Source organism: Deinococcus sp. LM3, assembly GCF_002017875.1.
In the GTDB taxonomy this organism is placed as follows: Bacteria; Deinococcota; Deinococci; order Deinococcales; family Deinococcaceae; genus Deinococcus.
Window position 1 is genome coordinate 519,052 of record NZ_MUFV01000001.1, and the last position, 14,728, is coordinate 533,779.

The 14,728-nt window shown below is 69.7% G+C and carries 9 protein-coding genes; 3 read left to right on the forward strand and 6 right to left on the reverse strand.

Annotated elements, in window-relative coordinates:
• Positions 1 to 38: 38 nt before the first annotated feature.
• The 4 genes from BXU09_RS20050 to BXU09_RS02415 form a co-directional block, all read right to left on the reverse strand.
• Positions 39 to 1,991 carry a S8 family serine peptidase gene (locus BXU09_RS20050; RefSeq protein ID WP_168174543.1) on the reverse strand — a complete coding sequence of 651 codons (1,953 nt, stop codon included), beginning with the start codon at positions 1,989 to 1,991 and terminating at the stop codon, positions 39 to 41.
• A gap of 75 nt (positions 1,992 to 2,066) precedes the next feature.
• Positions 2,067 to 4,436, reverse strand: a complete 2,370-nt coding sequence (locus tag BXU09_RS20835) for a bacterial transcriptional activator domain-containing protein (protein WP_078300375.1) — start codon at positions 4,434 to 4,436, stop codon at positions 2,067 to 2,069.
• A gap of 93 nt (positions 4,437 to 4,529) precedes the next feature.
• Positions 4,530 to 6,191 carry a S8/S53 family peptidase gene (locus BXU09_RS02410; protein WP_078300376.1) on the reverse strand — a complete coding sequence of 554 codons (1,662 nt, stop codon included), beginning with the start codon at positions 6,189 to 6,191 and terminating at the stop codon, positions 4,530 to 4,532.
• A 59-nt stretch (positions 6,192 to 6,250) separates the two neighbouring features.
• The gene (locus tag BXU09_RS02415) at positions 6,251 to 8,653 is read right to left on the reverse strand and encodes an ATP-binding protein (protein ID WP_078300378.1); all 2,403 of its coding nucleotides are present in this window, start codon (positions 8,651 to 8,653) and stop codon (positions 6,251 to 6,253) included.
• Between the two features lie 92 nt (positions 8,654 to 8,745).
• Here BXU09_RS02415 and BXU09_RS02420 point away from each other — a divergent pair, with 92 nt between their 5' ends.
• Positions 8,746 to 9,402, forward strand: a complete 657-nt coding sequence (locus BXU09_RS02420) for a cyclase family protein (RefSeq protein ID WP_078300379.1) — start codon at positions 8,746 to 8,748, stop codon at positions 9,400 to 9,402.
• 30 nt (positions 9,403 to 9,432) lie between these two features.
• Here the strand turns inward: BXU09_RS02420 and BXU09_RS02425 are convergent, their stop codons facing one another.
• Together BXU09_RS02425 and BXU09_RS02430 are read right to left on the reverse strand one after the other, a co-directional pair.
• Positions 9,433 to 9,921: a thioesterase family protein gene (locus BXU09_RS02425; protein ID WP_078300381.1), complete on the reverse strand. Its 489-nt coding sequence runs from the start codon at positions 9,919 to 9,921 to the stop codon at positions 9,433 to 9,435.
• Positions 9,918 to 10,259, reverse strand: coding sequence for a 4a-hydroxytetrahydrobiopterin dehydratase (locus tag BXU09_RS02430; RefSeq protein WP_099749007.1), 342 nt, complete (start codon positions 10,257 to 10,259; stop codon positions 9,918 to 9,920). Before BXU09_RS02430 ends, BXU09_RS02425 begins: the two co-directional genes overlap by 4 nt.
• Positions 10,260 to 10,694: 435 nt before the next feature.
• Here BXU09_RS02430 and mutS point away from each other — a divergent pair, with 435 nt between their 5' ends.
• The gene (mutS, locus tag BXU09_RS02435) at positions 10,695 to 13,241 is read left to right on the forward strand and encodes a DNA mismatch repair protein MutS (protein WP_078304620.1); all 2,547 of its coding nucleotides are present in this window, start codon (positions 10,695 to 10,697) and stop codon (positions 13,239 to 13,241) included.
• A gap of 48 nt (positions 13,242 to 13,289) precedes the next feature.
• Complete coding sequence (locus BXU09_RS02440) at positions 13,290 to 14,681, forward strand: FAD-linked oxidase C-terminal domain-containing protein (RefSeq protein WP_078300382.1); 1,392 nt, start codon at positions 13,290 to 13,292, stop codon at positions 14,679 to 14,681.
• Positions 14,682 to 14,728: the final 47 nt, after the last annotated feature.

Sequence of the window (14,728 nt, forward strand, 5' to 3'; positions counted from 1 at the left end):
GCCGGACCCGTATCAGGTCCGGCCATTCTTGCGTTCTGTCAACACCGCCCGTCCGGGCGTGCATGGCCTTTCAGGTGACCATTGCGGATCATGATGGCTGTGGCAACAGCCGTCGCGAACGAGGCGCCGTTGTAGTCGGCGTACGTCTCCTGTCCGTTCAGCTTGACCGGGAACGGCCACGACCCTGGGAAGTAGACGCTAGGCGGCACGCTCTGGGCGCTACCCGCAGGCAGGGCGGCGCGGGAATACTTTGAGATACTCCACTTCTTGTCCGGTCCGCAATCTACGGGCGCAACGCTAATTATTGACTGTTGATTTTTACTCCAATCGCCCGGAAAGTGATGGCACATATCACCAAGAGTGTAGTTGCGACATGAATATCCGAGCGGTTCAGCGGGGCTATCATTCTGCCTCTCCTTTGGAGCATTGCCGTGAGACGCGATTATTTCGACTCCCTCTTTTGCTGCATACTCAATGACACTCTGAAGCGTTTTTCCTGGCAGAGGCGTGCTGAAACTCATATTTATGAGAACGCGATGCTCTGGATTGCCAATCTTTACAGCCGCAGCTTGGCATACTGAAGCAATCAGTTTTTCCATTCCGCAAACACCATTTTCGCAGATTTTTATGGCTTTAAATTGAATCGGCGCGTCTTCGTTTACTGCTGATATGATATCCTTGATCAATCTACCGTGTCCTTCAAAAAATAACTCGACACTGTTAGAAATTTTAACTTTTCTGCTATATTTGTCAATCCCATCATCCTCCATGGTATCTAAGATGAAAACGATGGCAGGTAATTTCGGCTGCGAAGCATCTAATCCAGAACTCATCTCAGCATGTCCGTAATTGCGGGAGATCAATGCCTCCTGACGCGATTCACTTACAGATTTTAAGAATGTTTCTACGCCTTCTTGTTCGGGCAATTGGCCACCGATAGGCTCCGCAGTTGGGTCGATACTTACACCGAGGGAATATTCTCGGGAAAGCCATGTATAAAATCCGAACTCATCTGCACTTTTCACGGTTAAATATCTCAGTTTGCTGCAGGCTCGAGGGACTGAGTATGAACTAAAACCAAGATTTTTCTTAGCAATATCACTTATTCCATATAAAATTACCGGTAGATTGCCAGCCATTAAACGGCTAGTGAGTAATTGTCGGGTATTTTGGCTTATTTTTTCTCCATTAGTTTGCTCATATTGCCTTAGTAATTTCTCGGCGAAACTATTACTCCTGGTAATGCTGTTCGGCAGATTTATGACGCTTTTCCTACTAGTAAAATTATCAAGCGCAATATTAGCAGGCTTTCCGAATGGAATTCTGATAGCTACCGCTCCGCCGTTCTTATTTTTTAACTCTTTCAAGTATTTTTCCAAGATTTTAGCCTCAGTCGGACTCAGATAGGCCCACAGAGGGTAAGATGCGCTCGAAGAATCCACCTGCCTGATATTTTTGAGGTCACCTGGAGTAATTCTACTACTGAGACTAAAGCTTTCCCCGAGCCTGCTCGACATCACATAATCGAGATCATTTATCGTTAAAAAATTATCATTTATATAACCACTGGAACTATTAAAATAGGCCAATTCCCTGTCTATACTTCTTAGGTCATTGTCCTGAAACGGAATCTCATTAAGGAACACCTTGACTTTTGCTTTGTCTGACGGCAAAATATAAATGTTTTTCGGAGTTAATAGTCCATTCACTGTTAAATTGCCGGGAGGCTCAAATCTCAGAGTCTGGCGGCCGAGTGCGGCGTTCTGAGGTATTACGCATTCTTCAACACTACAAGATTCTTTTCTGCCGCCCACATAAATAGATGTTCCCGCCTCACTTCCCTTCACTTTTAGCATTTGCCCCTGTGTTGCGAACAAGGGGCCGCGCAACGCCTCACCTAGGTCCAACTGTTGCGCTGCCGCGTGGCTGGTCAGCATGGTCAGGGCCGCGCACAGGTGTGGGATGAGGCCGAGATTCCGTCTCTTGTTCATGGTTCCCTCCGGGAAGCAGTGCACCATGTGAGGCGTGACCGGGGCGTGACTCCTTTTCGGTCAGGGGGTGGCGGTTCAGCGCAGGATGTTGTTCTGGATGGTCTGACTGAGGGTGTCGTGGCCTGCGCCGCTCAGGAGGTCGAGGGTCGCGGCGAGTTGGGCGTGGTCGTCCGTGAGTTCGCTGAGGTTGCTCTGGATGAGGCCGTGGAGTCTGAGGTTGCCGGTGCCCTCGACGAGGTGCAGGGCGCGGCGGTAGCGGTGGGCGGCTTGTTCGTAATCGCGGGCGAGGTGGGCGTGGACGCCCCAGGTGTTCCAGGCGGCGGCGCCCCCTTCGAGGTCGTTGGTCTGTTCGGCCAGGGTGACGGTTTCTTCGTAGGCGGCGTTCACGTCAGTGTCGGGGGCGTGGGTGGCGGTCAGGGAGTACACGTAGTTGGTGAGGACGTGTACGCGTTCGCGGGGGAATGGGCGTGAGGCGTGCAGGACGTCCCTGAAGGCGGCGTGGACGGACTGGCCCTGCCTGACGTTCAGCATGGCGACCAGGGATTCTGCGATGACGGCGTCGCCGGGCAGGCCTTCGCTGCGGAAGCGCAGGCCTGCCTGCCGGAAGAGGGTTCTGGCTTCGGCGTCCCGCGCTTCGCGCAGGGCGAGCATGCCGCGCAGGTGAACGGTGCGGGCTTCGGGGGGGGCGCCGGTGTGGTCCAGGGTGTCCAAGAGTTCGCGCAGGACGTTCAGGTGGCCGAGTTTCAGGGCGCAGGCGGCGGCCAGGATCTGCCAGGGTCGGGGGCGGTGGGGCGGAGCGGGGTGCGTGTCGTCCACGATGCGTTGCGCGGCGGTGGCGTTGCCGGTTCTCAGTTGCGCCCAGCCTCGCAGGAGGTTCACGGCGTCGGTCTGCGGGGCGACTTCCAGCGTTCTGGCCGCCTTCACCGGGTGGCCGCTTTTCATCTGCTGGTCGGCGTGCCAGTGGGCGGCGGCGGCGCAGGGGGCGTGGTCGTGGTCTTCCCAGAGGTCGCGGGCGGCGAGCCAGTGTGGCCAGGCGGTGTCCGTGGGGTGGTGCCGGGCGAGGTGCAGGTGCGTCAGGGCGGTGTCAAGGGGGTGCGCGTCGAGGAGTTGCCGTGCGGGAGTGCTCGCGCGGAGGGTGCCGCCTGGGGTGGTGAGTCCTTCGCAGGTGAGGGTGTCCAGGGTGGCGGCCAGGATGGCGGGGGTGAAGTTCAGGGCGGCGCGGGTGGCGGCCAGGTTGGGGGCGTCCTGCGCGGCGAGGGCGAGGAACAGGCGGCGGTGATCTGGGCCGAGGAGGGTCAGGTGGGCGTCGAGGGTGCGGTCGGGTGGGGTGCCGTTCAGGTATGAGGCGAGCAGGGTGGGGTGGCCGCCGGTGGCGGCGTGCGCGCCGGGGTGGCCCTGCAGGTCGTGTTCGGTCAGGGAGTGCAGGGGCAGGTGGTGGTGGGTGGGCAGGGCGGGGGGTTGGCGGGCGGTGATGGCGATGGTCGCGCCGGGGTGCTGGCGGGCGGCGAGGGTGAGGGCGGCGCGCGTGATGTCATCCATGTCCTCCCAGTCGTCGAGGGCGAGTTTGAGGCGGGTGTCGCGCAGGAGGTTCAGGACATCGGCGGCGCTGCCCAGTGGGTGGGCGCTGAGGGGTGCGAGGGTGGCGAGGGGCGGGCCGCCCCGGGCGGGCAGGACGCGCCAGCCGTGATGGGCGAGAGCGGAGAGCAGGGCGGTCTTGCCGATGCCGGGGGGGCCGCTGATCCAGGCGATCTGTCCGGGTGGCAGGGTGGTCAGGGCGGCGAGTTCGGCGGTTCGGCCGATCAGGGGGGAGGTGGGCAGGGGGGGCGTGGGGGCGGGCAGGGCGAGGCCGAGGTCGCTGGCGTCGCGGCGCAGGGTGAGGATCAGAGGGTGGTCGGTGTGCCCGAGGATCTGCCAGAGGTGCTGGAGGTCTTCGGGGTCGCAGGGGGGTGCGCCGGGGGTGTGGTAGGCGCGTTCGGCATGGGTGTGCGCGGCGGGGTGGTCGGCGCGGGCGTGGTGGTGTTCGGCGAGGCTCAGGTGGGCGGCGCGGGCTTCGCGGGCGAGGGTTTCGCGGGTGTCGAGCAGCCATTCCTCGAGGTCGGGGTTCAGGTCGGCGGTCAGGCCGTCGAGGAACGCGCCGTGGTACAGGGTCAGGGCGTCGGCGGGGCGGGCGGCGCGGCAGTGGTCGCGGAAGGCCTGGGTGTCGCTGGGGATCAGGGCCTCGACGCGGCTGCCGTGTTCGAGGACGGCGCCGGTCAGGGGGCGCAGGCGGATGAGGTTCTGCGCCAGGGAGTTCATGGGGTTGGCGGCGTCGGGCCAGAACAGGCTGGCGAGGCGGCGGCGGGGTTGCGGCCCTTCGAGGCACAGGTACGCCAGCAGCAGCAGGGGCTTCTCGCGGCGGAAGGTGACGCCCTCGACTGACACTCCGCCGAATGTGAGAAGTTTCATAGAACATTGTAGCGACACACCCGGTGGGGGGGTCAAGTGGGTGTGACCACCCGGCCCGGCAGGCAGGTGGTCACACCGGAAGAACGCGGGGGATCAGGGGCAGGCGTTCACGACGCTCGCTGCGAGGGGGGGCTGGCCGGGCGTGTTGGTCAGCGGCAGCAGGGGCACGCCGGGCTGGCAGCTCATCCAGTTCGCCAGGACGCCGCTCACGACCGGCGCGGCGAAACTGGTGCCGAAGTACGGGTACCCGCCCAGCCAGAATTCGCCGGGGGCCTGCACGCTGGGCGCCTCGCTCAGGATGCCGGGGTTTCCCACGCCGCGGTTGTACGTGGCCAGCTGCCCCCCGGCGATGTCCCACCCGGCCACGCTGAACAGCATGGTGGGCCGCAGGCTGCGGGACGCCAGATTGACGGCCAGGCCGAATTCGAAGGTGCGGGTCCAGTCGGCGGGGTAATGGTTGCAGCGGTCCCCGGCGACCAGTCGGGCGCAGTCGTCGCGGTTGCCGTAACTGGCGGCGGTCGGTACGCCCAGCGCGGCGACCTCGCGCAGGGCGAGTTCCAGGCCGCGCGTGGGGTTCGGGCCGCCCACGCTGAGGTTCACGACGTGCCGCCCGCCGCGCCGGGCCTCGGCCGCGACGGCGCACAGGGCCTGCACGGTCTTCAGGGTCGCACAGGTGCCGTCCTTGTCGCACACCTGCCGGTATTGCACGGCCGCGCCGGGTGCGACCGCCTGCGCGATCTCTCCGATGGCCCGGCCGTGGTGGGGGCGATCCGCGAAGGGCACGTTGTAGTACTGGCCGCTGTACGTGAAGGGGTCCTCTGTGGGGCTGGCCGTGTCGAGAATGTGGATGGTCACGCCCTTGCCGCTGCCTCCCTTGAAGTTCAGGAGGCGGCCGAGCACGGTGGCAGGGGGCGTTTTCGCGTGGGGAGGTTCCTTGGCCTGATTGGGCCAGCCGACGCGCGTGGGATCAGTCTGCAGGTCTCCGGCGAAGATCAGTTCCAGCAGCGTCAGCACCTGCCCCAGCGGAAGCCCGGCCGTCGGGACGGTGCCGGCCAGCGCCGAGCAGATGGAGTCAGTGGGCGCGGTGGGGGGGCGCGCGGCCGGGTTCAGCAGCTGGGGCAGGTTCGCGGCTTTCAGGGTGGTCAGGTTCACCAGGGGCGCACGGGCGGCCAGCGTGGGTGGAACCGTGACCCGCGCCGCCAGTCCCGGCGTGACGCTCTGGCCCTTCACAGGTGCAGTGATGGGGGTCAGGGCGGGGGACGGCTGGGCACCCAGGCTTTTCAGGACGGTCTGCACCTCTGCCGGGCAGCTTTTGGTGCAGGTCTCAGCCAGGGCCTGGAGGCGCCGGGTGTACTCGGCCTGCACGGTCTTTGCTGCGTCGGGACGCACGTAGATCAGGGCGTCGGTGCCGGTCGGCACGGTCAGGACGTTCAATCTCAGGTTCTGCGGGGCGCCGCGCAGGGTCAGGGTCTGCGGCCCCCCGGCGGCGGCCTTCGGCACCTGGAAGGCCAGCCAGCCGCTGGCCGGGTCGAGGCGGTACCCGGTCGTCTGTCCACCCACATTGAGGTTGCCTTCCGGAGCCACGCCCTTCAGCCCGAAGATCCAGGCGGTCTCGCCGGGCGCGGCGGCGCGCGGGTACACCCCGGCGGCGCGGGCGGCCGTGACGGCGGGCGCGCTGACCTGGGCCTGGACGGCCCCCAGCAGGAGCAGAGGTAGCAGGGCGGGCAGACGGGTGCGGAATGCGGTTCGGATCATGGGTGTCCCTCCGGGGCGCAGCATGTCAGGTGGGTCGTGACCAAGCCATGATCAGGAATTCACGGTGTCTGGAGCTGGGCGTTGCGGCGGATCTGCGCGACCAGTTCCTGCTGCCCGGCGCTGATCAGCAGGGTCAGGGCGTCCTCGAACGCCCCGAGGTTGCCGTCGATCTCGCTGAGGTTGCTCAGGACGACGCCCAGCAGGCGGGTGTTCCCGGTACCGCGCAGCTGGGTGATGGCCGCGCGGTAATGCGCGGCGGCCTCGGCGTGCTGGCCGTTCTCGTGGGCATCCACGCCCCGGTTGATGTGGACGTTCGCCAGTCCGAGGGTGTCGCCGGCCTCCTGGAGGGCCTGCATCAGGGCGGGGTACAGTGCCTCGGCCTGCGGGCGCTGGCCGAGGCTGCCCAGCAGCATCACGTAGTTCATCAGCAGGCGGCTGCGGGCGCTGGGAATCTCGCGGGCGCGGTCCAGCAGCGGCCCGAAGACGGTGCCGGGGTCCGCCCCCAGCCCCACCTGGGCGCGGGCGACCATGCCCAACTCGGTCAGGTGCGCCTCGTCGTCCCCGTGGAGGTTCCAGAGATCGGCGGCGATCTGGCTGTGACGGCGGGCAGCGTCCCACTGTTCGCGCATCCGGGCGGCGTGGGCGCGGACGCTGGCGGCGTGGGCCGCATCGGGGCCGCTGCCGCTGATCCGGTCGGCCAGTACCACTGCCTCGTCGGCACGCCCGAGGTAGACCAGCGCGACGGCGCGGGCGGCCAGGGCGTCGCTGACCTGCTGGTCGTGGGGGCTGAGGGTGTCCAGGCGGGTCAGGGCGTCCTGGTAGCGGCCCACGCCGATCAGCGCCCAGGCGTGCGGAACGGCCAGTTCGCTCAGGTGCGCGAGGGTGTCGAGCAGTGCGGCGGCCTGTCCGGGGTAGCCGCGTTTCAGGTGGGCGTGGGCGCGCAGGCGGGCGGCGCGGGCGGCGCGGCGTTCGTCCGCGTCTTCCCACAGGTCGCGGCTGCGGTCGTAGAACGGCCAGGCGTCCTCGTCGGGCAGGGCGCGGGCGAGTTGCAGGTGAATCAGGGCGGCGTGCACGTGAATCTGCGCCAGGGCGTCGCGGGTGGCGGCGGCGGCGTAGGCGCGGCCCGTCTCGGTGGTCAGGCCCTCGGTGGTCAGGAAGGACAGGATCCTCGCGAAGTCCTGCGCGCCCAGGTTCATGGCGGCGCGGGTGGCGCGCAGGTTCGGCTGGTCCTGAACGGCGAGCGTCAGGAACGTGTCGCGCACCGGGTCCGGGTACGAGCGGACCCGCGCCCCGAACTGCAGGTCCAGCGGCTGGCCGCGCAGGGCCGCGCCGACCAGGGTGGGGTGCCCGTCCGTGCGGACGTGCAGGTCCGGCCAGGCGCTCAGGTCGCCCGGCTCCAGTGGTCCCAGGTGCAGGTGCAGGTCCACGTCGAAGGGCGGGTGGGTGCGGCCCGTGATCAGCAGGGCCGCGCCGGGCCGCGCGGGCGTGTCTGCCTTGCCTGACCTGGACTGCGCGGCGAGGGTCAGGGTGGCCTGCGTGCCGGGGTCCGTGCCCTCCCAGCCGTCCACGGCGACGCGCACCTGGGGGTCGCGCAGGGCGCTCAGGGCGGCGTGGGCGCTGGTGGGCGGCGCGGCGCACAGCGGGGCCAGCGTGCCGAAGGGCAGGTCCGCGCGGCCCGGCAGGACCGTCCAGCCGCCGGTGCGGGCCAGGGCGTCCAGCAGCGCGGTCTTGCCCATCCCGGCGTGTCCGCTGACCCACGCGACCTGTCCGGGCAGCAGGGCGCCCAGCGCGGCCAGTTCGGTTTCCCGCCCGGCGAACGGGGCGGGCGGCGTGACGGGCACGGCGTCCAGGTGCAGGCCCAGCGTGCGGGCCTCGCGGTCCACCTGCGCGGCCAGCGGGTGCCCGGCCAGGGTCAGCAGGTGGTGCAGGCGCGGGAGTTCCAGTTCGTCGGCGGGGGGCGCGCCGGGCAGGGTCAGGGCCCGCGCGGCGAGGTCCCCGGCACGGGCGGTCTCGCCGTGCGCGGCGGCCTGCGCGGCCAGGGTGGTCAGGGCGGTGCGGGCGTCGCGGGCGACGGCCTCGCGGGTGTCGAACAGCCACTCTTCCAAGTCCGCGCCGAGCGGGATGGTCAGGCCGTCCAGGAAGGGGCCCCGGTACAGGTCGGCGGCGTCCTGCGGGCGGCCGCGGCGCACGGCTCCGCTCAGATCGGTGGCGTCGCAGCGGACCTGCGGGCCGGCGGCGACGCGCGGGCCGTCCTCGCCGAGCGCGCCGCTCAGGCCGCGCAGGTGCACGAGATGCTGCGCGAGCGAGTTCATGGGATTCGCCGCGTCCGGCCAGAACAGGTCCGCGAGGCGGCGGCGCGGCTGCGGTCCCTCCAGGCACAGGAACGCCAGCAGCAGCAGCACCTTCTCGCGGCGGAAGGTCACGCCCTCCACGGACAGTTCGCCCAGCGTCCGCAGGTTCATGCCCCATTGTCCGGGATGCGTGTCATGGGCGCAATGGGGCGCCGCCCGGACGCTGCCGCCGGGGGGGGCGGGGGCGGTTGTTATGGTGGGGCATGCCGCGTTACCCCATCGACATCTCCCGTCAGCTCACGCCCGGCCATCCCAACTGGCCCGGCGACGCCCTGTTCCGGGTCACGCCGGGCGCCCGCATCGCGCAGGGGGACAGCGTGAACACCGGCGAACTGGCCACCAGCACGCACACCGGCACGCACGTGGACGCCCCCTGGCACTACGACGACGCGGGCGTGAAGATGGACGGCGTGCCGCTGGGCGTGTACATCGGGCCGTGCCGGGTGATCAGCGTGTCGGGGCGCGGCGAGCCGCTGGCGGTCGGGGCGGACGCCCTGGCGGGCCTGCCGGACGCGCTGCCGCCCCGGCTGCTGCTGAACACCGGGCAGCCCGCGCACTGGCTGGAGTTCCCGCAGGTCTTTACGGCGCTGTCCCCGGCGTTCGTGCGGGAGGCGGCGCGGCGCGGCGTGACCCTGATCGGCACGGACGCCCCCAGCGTGGACCCGCTGACGAGCAAGACGCTCGACGGGCACCACGCGTGCCGCGAGGCGGGCGTCCTGATCCTGGAGGGCCTGAACCTGAGCGGCGTGCCGGACGGCGGGTACGACCTGATCTGCCTGCCGCTGCCGCTGACCGACGTGGACGGCGCGCCCGCGCGGGCCGTGCTGCTGCCCGCCGGGACGCTGGGCGACCTGGGGTAGGCCGCCCGGCCGGGTGCAGCGGCTCTGGCTTCAGCGGCTGAACACGGCGTCGCTGAACCCGAAGCGCTCCGTGACCGTCTCGGGCGCGCGTTTGGGCCGCCCGGTCACGGGGTCCACCCACACCCACTCGGTCTGGCATTCGGCGAGGCGCACGCCACCCTCGGGGTCGGCGGGGTTCACGCGGTCCAGGGCGTAGGCACGGACGCTGCGCACCCCGGCGTGCAGGGTCAGGGCCGTGCGGACCCGCACCGCGTCGCCCAGCACGGCCGGGCGGTGGTACGTGATGACGTGCTGGCGCGCGACCGGCACGGCGCCCAGGGCGCTCAGGGCGTCGGTGCCCATGTCCAGGCGCAGGGCGTGTTCGCGGGCGACCTGCTCGCACCACGCGAGGTACACGGTGTTGTTCACGTGATGCAGGTCGTCGAGGTCACCCGGCTGGACGTGCAGGGTCCGTTCGTGGCGGCGCGGGGCGGGCAGGGTGTCCCACAGGACGTCCGCGTCAGGAATCCGGAGTTTCAATCCTGGGCCGCCTGCGCCTGGGTGTCCGGGGCGGGCAGCAGGGTGTCCACGGCCCGCGCGCCGTCGATGTCGGCCTGGGTGACGCCGCCCGCGTCGTGCGTGAAGAAGTTGACGCGCACCTTGCGGAAGTAGATGTGCAGGTCCGGGTGGTGGCCGCGTTCCTCGGCCTGCGCGGCGACCCGCACGGCAAAGTCCACGCCTTCCTGATACGTACCGAACTCGAATTCGCGGAACAGTTTGCCGTCGTCGCCGTACCAGCCGTCGGGTTTCAGGTCCTGCACGTCGCCGTCCGTCAGTTTGCGCGCGGGATCGTAGTTCATGCGGGGATCGTAAGCCATGCCGGGCATGGTAGGCCGCGCCGCGCCGCCGGGCGGGTGAACCGGGACACGGTTCAGCGCGCCGCCCGCCGTCAACCACGTCGGGCCCGGCAGCGCACGGTGAGGTTCATCACAGCGGCATGAATATCGCTTCATGTACAGTCAGGGTTACATCAGATTCACCGAAGTTCAGGAGCCCTCATGACTGCATTGCTGCGCCGTCTCTTCCTGCGTCGTCCCGTTCAGCCCGCTGCGCCGGCCATGACGCCCCGTCCCATCACGGAACTGGACCTGCTACGCGCCCTCGGCTGCGACGAGTAACCGCACACCCCCACCCCTCCCGCCCGGTCACGCCGGGCGTTTTCGCTGCGCCGTCCGGCCACCTCTCCCCTGCCGCGTCTCCGTTTGTGCCGCCGCCGCTGTCGGGCGGGGCGCGCCGCCGCTATGCTGCGCGGGATGCGGGCTCAGAACGTCCTGAAGGGAACCGGGTCGGGAGCACTCCCGCCCATGCTGGAGCAGTACGTGCGGATGCGCGACGAGGTGGCCGCGCAGCTGCCGCACGCGCTGCTGCTGTTTCAGGTCGGTGATTTCTACGAGACCTTCGGCGAGGACGCCGAGCGCGCCGCGCGCCTGCTGGGGCTGGCCCTGACGCACAAGAGCAGCCGGGACTTCAGTACGCCCATGGCGGGCATCCCGCTGCGCGCCCTGGACGGGCACGTGGAGCGGCTGCTCTCGGCGGGCGTGTGCGTGGCGGTCGCCGATCAGGTCGAGGAACCCGGCAGCGGACTGGTGGAGCGCAAGGTCACGCAGCTGCTCACGCCGGGCACCGTGACCGAGGAGCGGCACCTGGGCGCGGACGAGAATTACCTCGCGGCGGTCGCCACCGGGGACGGGTACGCGCTGGCGCTGCTGGACGTGTCGACGGGCGAGTTCCGCTGCGCGGCGTTCCACACGCGCCTGGCGCTGTACGACGAGCTGTCGCGCTGGCGGGCGCGGGAGGTGCTGCTGGCGCCGGAACTGTCGGGGAACGCGGCGCTGCTCTCGGACTTCCAGGCGCGCTTTCCCGTGATGCTCTCGCCCGCCACCTTCGACGAGGACGCCGCGCACACCGAACTGCTGACCGTGCTGGGCGAGGTGTCGCCGGAACTGGCGTCGGCGGCGCTGCGCCGGGCCTGCGGGGCGGTGCTGGGCTACGCGCGCGTGACGCAGCAGGGGCGGCTGGACATGGTGCGGCGCGTGGTGCGCTTCGAGCCGGGCGCGCACATGCGCCTGCCGGACGCGGCCGTGCGGGCGCTGGAGCTGTTCACGGCGCAGTCCCCGCAGGGCCGCACCCTGACCGACACGCTGGGCCACACCCGCACGGCCGGCGGGCGGCGGCGCCTGCGGGCGTGGCTGCGCGCCCCGCTGCTGGACGAGGTGAGCATCCGCGCCCGGCTGGACAGCGTGGAGGCCCTGACCCGCGCGCCGGACCTGCGCGGCGCCGCCCGGTCCCTGCTGTACCGAGCGCACGACCTGGAGCGGCTGGCGGCGCGCGTGGCGACCCGCCGGGCCACGCCGCGCGAGGTGGCGTCCCTGGCGCGCACGCTGGACCTGCTGCCCGAGGCGGCGGCGCTGCTGGACGGCCAGTCGGGCCTGCTGGCGACCGTCCGCGCGCGCCTGGAGGGCCTGCCGGACGTCGTGACCCGCATCCGCGCGGCCCTGGTGGACGAGCCGCCCATCCGCGCGGGCGACGGCGGCCTGATCCGCGACGGCTTCCACGCCGGCCTGGACGAACTGCGCGGCGCGGCCATCGGGCACCGCGCGTGGCTGGCGGAACTGGAGGTCAGCGAACGCGTCCGCACCGGCATTCCCAGCCTCAAGGTCGGGTTCAACGGCGTGTTCGGCTACTACCTGGAAGTGACGGGCGCGCACCTGGGCAAGGTCCCGGCCGACTACCGGCAGATCGCCACGCTGAAGGACCGCGCGCGCTTCACCCGCCCGGACCTGCGGGAACGCGAACGCGAGATCGCCCGCCTGGACGCCGCGAGCGAACGCCTGGAACTGGAGGTGTTCACGGACCTGCGCGACTCGCTGGCCGCGCACGCCGAGGCGCTGTCCGACGCCGCCGGCGCCCTGAGCGAACTGGACGTCCTGGCCGCCCTGGCCGAGATGGCCGCGCTGGGCGGCTGGGTCCGGCCCAGCACCACGTCCGGCCACACGCAACTGACGCAGGCCCGGCACCCGGTCGTGGAGGGCAGCCTGGGCGGGCGGTTCGTGCCGAACGACGTGCACCTCGGCGAGGGCCAGCGCACCCTGCTGCTGACCGGCCCGAACATGGCCGGGAAAAGCACGTACCTGCGCACCGCCGCCCTGTGCGCCCTGCTGCACCAGATCGGGTCGTTCGTGCCCGCCGACCGGGCCGAACTGCCGGTCTACGACGCCATTCACACCCGCATCGGCGCCAGCGACGACCTCGCCGGGGGCCGCTCGACGTTCATGGTCGAGATGAGCGAACTGGCCGCCATCCTGCACGGCGCCACCGCCCGCAGCCTCGTCATTCTCGACGAGATCGGGCGCGGCACCAGCACCCTGGACGGCCTCGCCATCGCGCAGGCCGCGCTGGAACACCTGCACGCGGCGGGCGCGCACACGCTGTTCGCCACGCACTACTTCGAACTCACCCGCCTGGAAGCCGACCTGCCGGGCCTGATCAACCTGCACGTGGCGGCAGAAGAGGATGCCGCCGGCAGCGGCGGCCTGACCTTCTACCATCAGGTCGTGCCCGGCGCGGCCCGCCAGAGCTACGGCGTGGAAGTCGCCCGGCTGGCCGGACTGCCGGGAGCGGTCACCACCCGCGCCGCCCGCCTGCTGGGCGCCCTGAGCGTGCAGGGCGACGACACCCGCCTCCGGCGCGAACTCGCCACGCTGGACCTCGGCCGCCTGACGCCCCTGCAGGCCCTAGAAACCCTGCACCGCTGGCAACGCGAACTGGGCGCGGCCGCAGAGCCGGTCGCCCAACCCTGACCGCCCAGACCTGACGAACAGCGGGGAACAGGCACGTCATAGTGGGGCATGCCTGAATCTGAGCTGTCGGCGGGGGCGCTCGCGGCGTTGCGGGAAGCGTTCGGGGAGTCCCTGAGTACGGCGGGCGCGGTGCTGGACGCGCACGGCCGCGACGAGAGCGGGCTGGAGTTCGCGCGGCCCGGCGCGGTGCTGTTCGCGCGGGGCGAGGCCGACGTGGTGGAGGTGCTGGCGCTGGCGCGCGAGTTCGCCTTTCCGGTGGTGCCGTTCGCGGCGGGCAGCAGTCTGGAGGGTCAGCTGATTCCGCCGCCCGGTGCGCTGAGCCTGGACCTGAGCGGCCTGACGGGCATCGTGGAGGTCTGTCCGGCCGGGTTTCTGGCGGTGGTGGAGCCGGGCGTGACGTACCCGCAGCTGAACCGGGCGTTGCGGCCGCACGGGTTGTTCTTTCCGGTGGATCCGGGGGCGGAGGCGACGCTGGGCGGCATGGCGTCCACGAACGCGAGCGGCACGGCGGCCGTGCGGTACGGCACGACGCGCGAGAACGTGCTGGCGCTGCGGGTGGCGCTGGCGGACGGGCGGGTGCTGAGCCTGGGCAGCCGGGCGCGCAAGAGCAGCGCCGGGTACGACCTGCGGCACCTGTTCCTGGGCGCGGAGGGCACGCTGGGGGTGATCACGCAGCTGACGGTGCGGCTGTGGCCGCTTCCGGCGCACCGGGCGGCGCTGCGTGGGGCGTTCCCGGACGTGACGGCAGCGGCGGACGCGGCAGCGCGGGTGATGGGCGCGGCCCTGCAACCCGAGCGGCTGGAACTGATGGACGCGCAGGGGTTGCGGGCCGTGAACCGGCACCTGGGCCGGGCGTTCCCGGAAGTGCCGACCCTGTGGGCCGAGTTGACCGGACCGTCCGGGGCGGCGCTGGAGGAGGCGCTGTCGCTGTGCGCGGAGCTGTTCCAGGATGCGGGCGCGCGGGACGTGCAGGTGGCGCGCGGCGCGGCGGAACTGGAGGGGTTGTGGGAGGCGCGGCATCAGGCGTTCTACGCGCTCCGGGCGCTGTATCCGGGCGAGGTGTTCCTGAGTACGGACCTGTGCGTGCCGCTGCATGAACTGGCGGGCGTGATCGCGTTCACCGGGGCGCAGCTTCAGGAGGCCGGGCTGGACGCGAGCGTGCTGGGGCACGTGGGAGACGGGAATTTTCACGTGCTGTTCCACGCCCCGGCCGGTGACGCGGGCACCTGGGAGCGGATCGGGGCGACGTACGACCGGATGGTAGCCGAGACGCTGCGGGTGGGCGGCACATGCAGCGGCGAGCATGGCGTGGGCCTGCACAAGCGGAGATTCCTGCGGGCGCAGCACGGCGAGGCGCTGGACCTGATGCGCGAGGTCAAGGCGCTGCTGGACCCGCTGAATATCCTGAATCCGGGGAAGGTGCTGCCGGACGAACGCTGAACACCCGGTCGTCCCTGAAAAAGCGGTGCGGGGCGGGATTGGTGGGG

Coding starts and splice junctions, on each gene's coding strand:
- BXU09_RS20050 (WP_168174543.1), bottom strand. CDS start 1,991: ATGAACAAGAGACGGAATCTCGGCCTCATCCCACACCTGTGCGCGGCC.
- BXU09_RS20835 (WP_078300375.1), bottom strand. CDS start 4,436: ATGAAACTTCTCACATTCGGCGGAGTGTCAGTCGAGGGCGTCACCTTC.
- BXU09_RS02410 (WP_078300376.1), bottom strand. CDS start 6,191: ATGATCCGAACCGCATTCCGCACCCGTCTGCCCGCCCTGCTACCTCTG.
- BXU09_RS02415 (WP_078300378.1), bottom strand. CDS start 8,653: ATGAACCTGCGGACGCTGGGCGAACTGTCCGTGGAGGGCGTGACCTTC.
- BXU09_RS02420 (WP_078300379.1), top strand. CDS start 8,746: ATGCCGCGTTACCCCATCGACATCTCCCGTCAGCTCACGCCCGGCCAT.
- BXU09_RS02430 (WP_099749007.1), bottom strand. CDS start 10,259: ATGGCTTACGATCCCCGCATGAACTACGATCCCGCGCGCAAACTGACG.
- mutS (WP_078304620.1), top strand. CDS start 10,695: ATGCGGGCTCAGAACGTCCTGAAGGGAACCGGGTCGGGAGCACTCCCG.
- BXU09_RS02440 (WP_078300382.1), top strand. CDS start 13,290: ATGCCTGAATCTGAGCTGTCGGCGGGGGCGCTCGCGGCGTTGCGGGAA.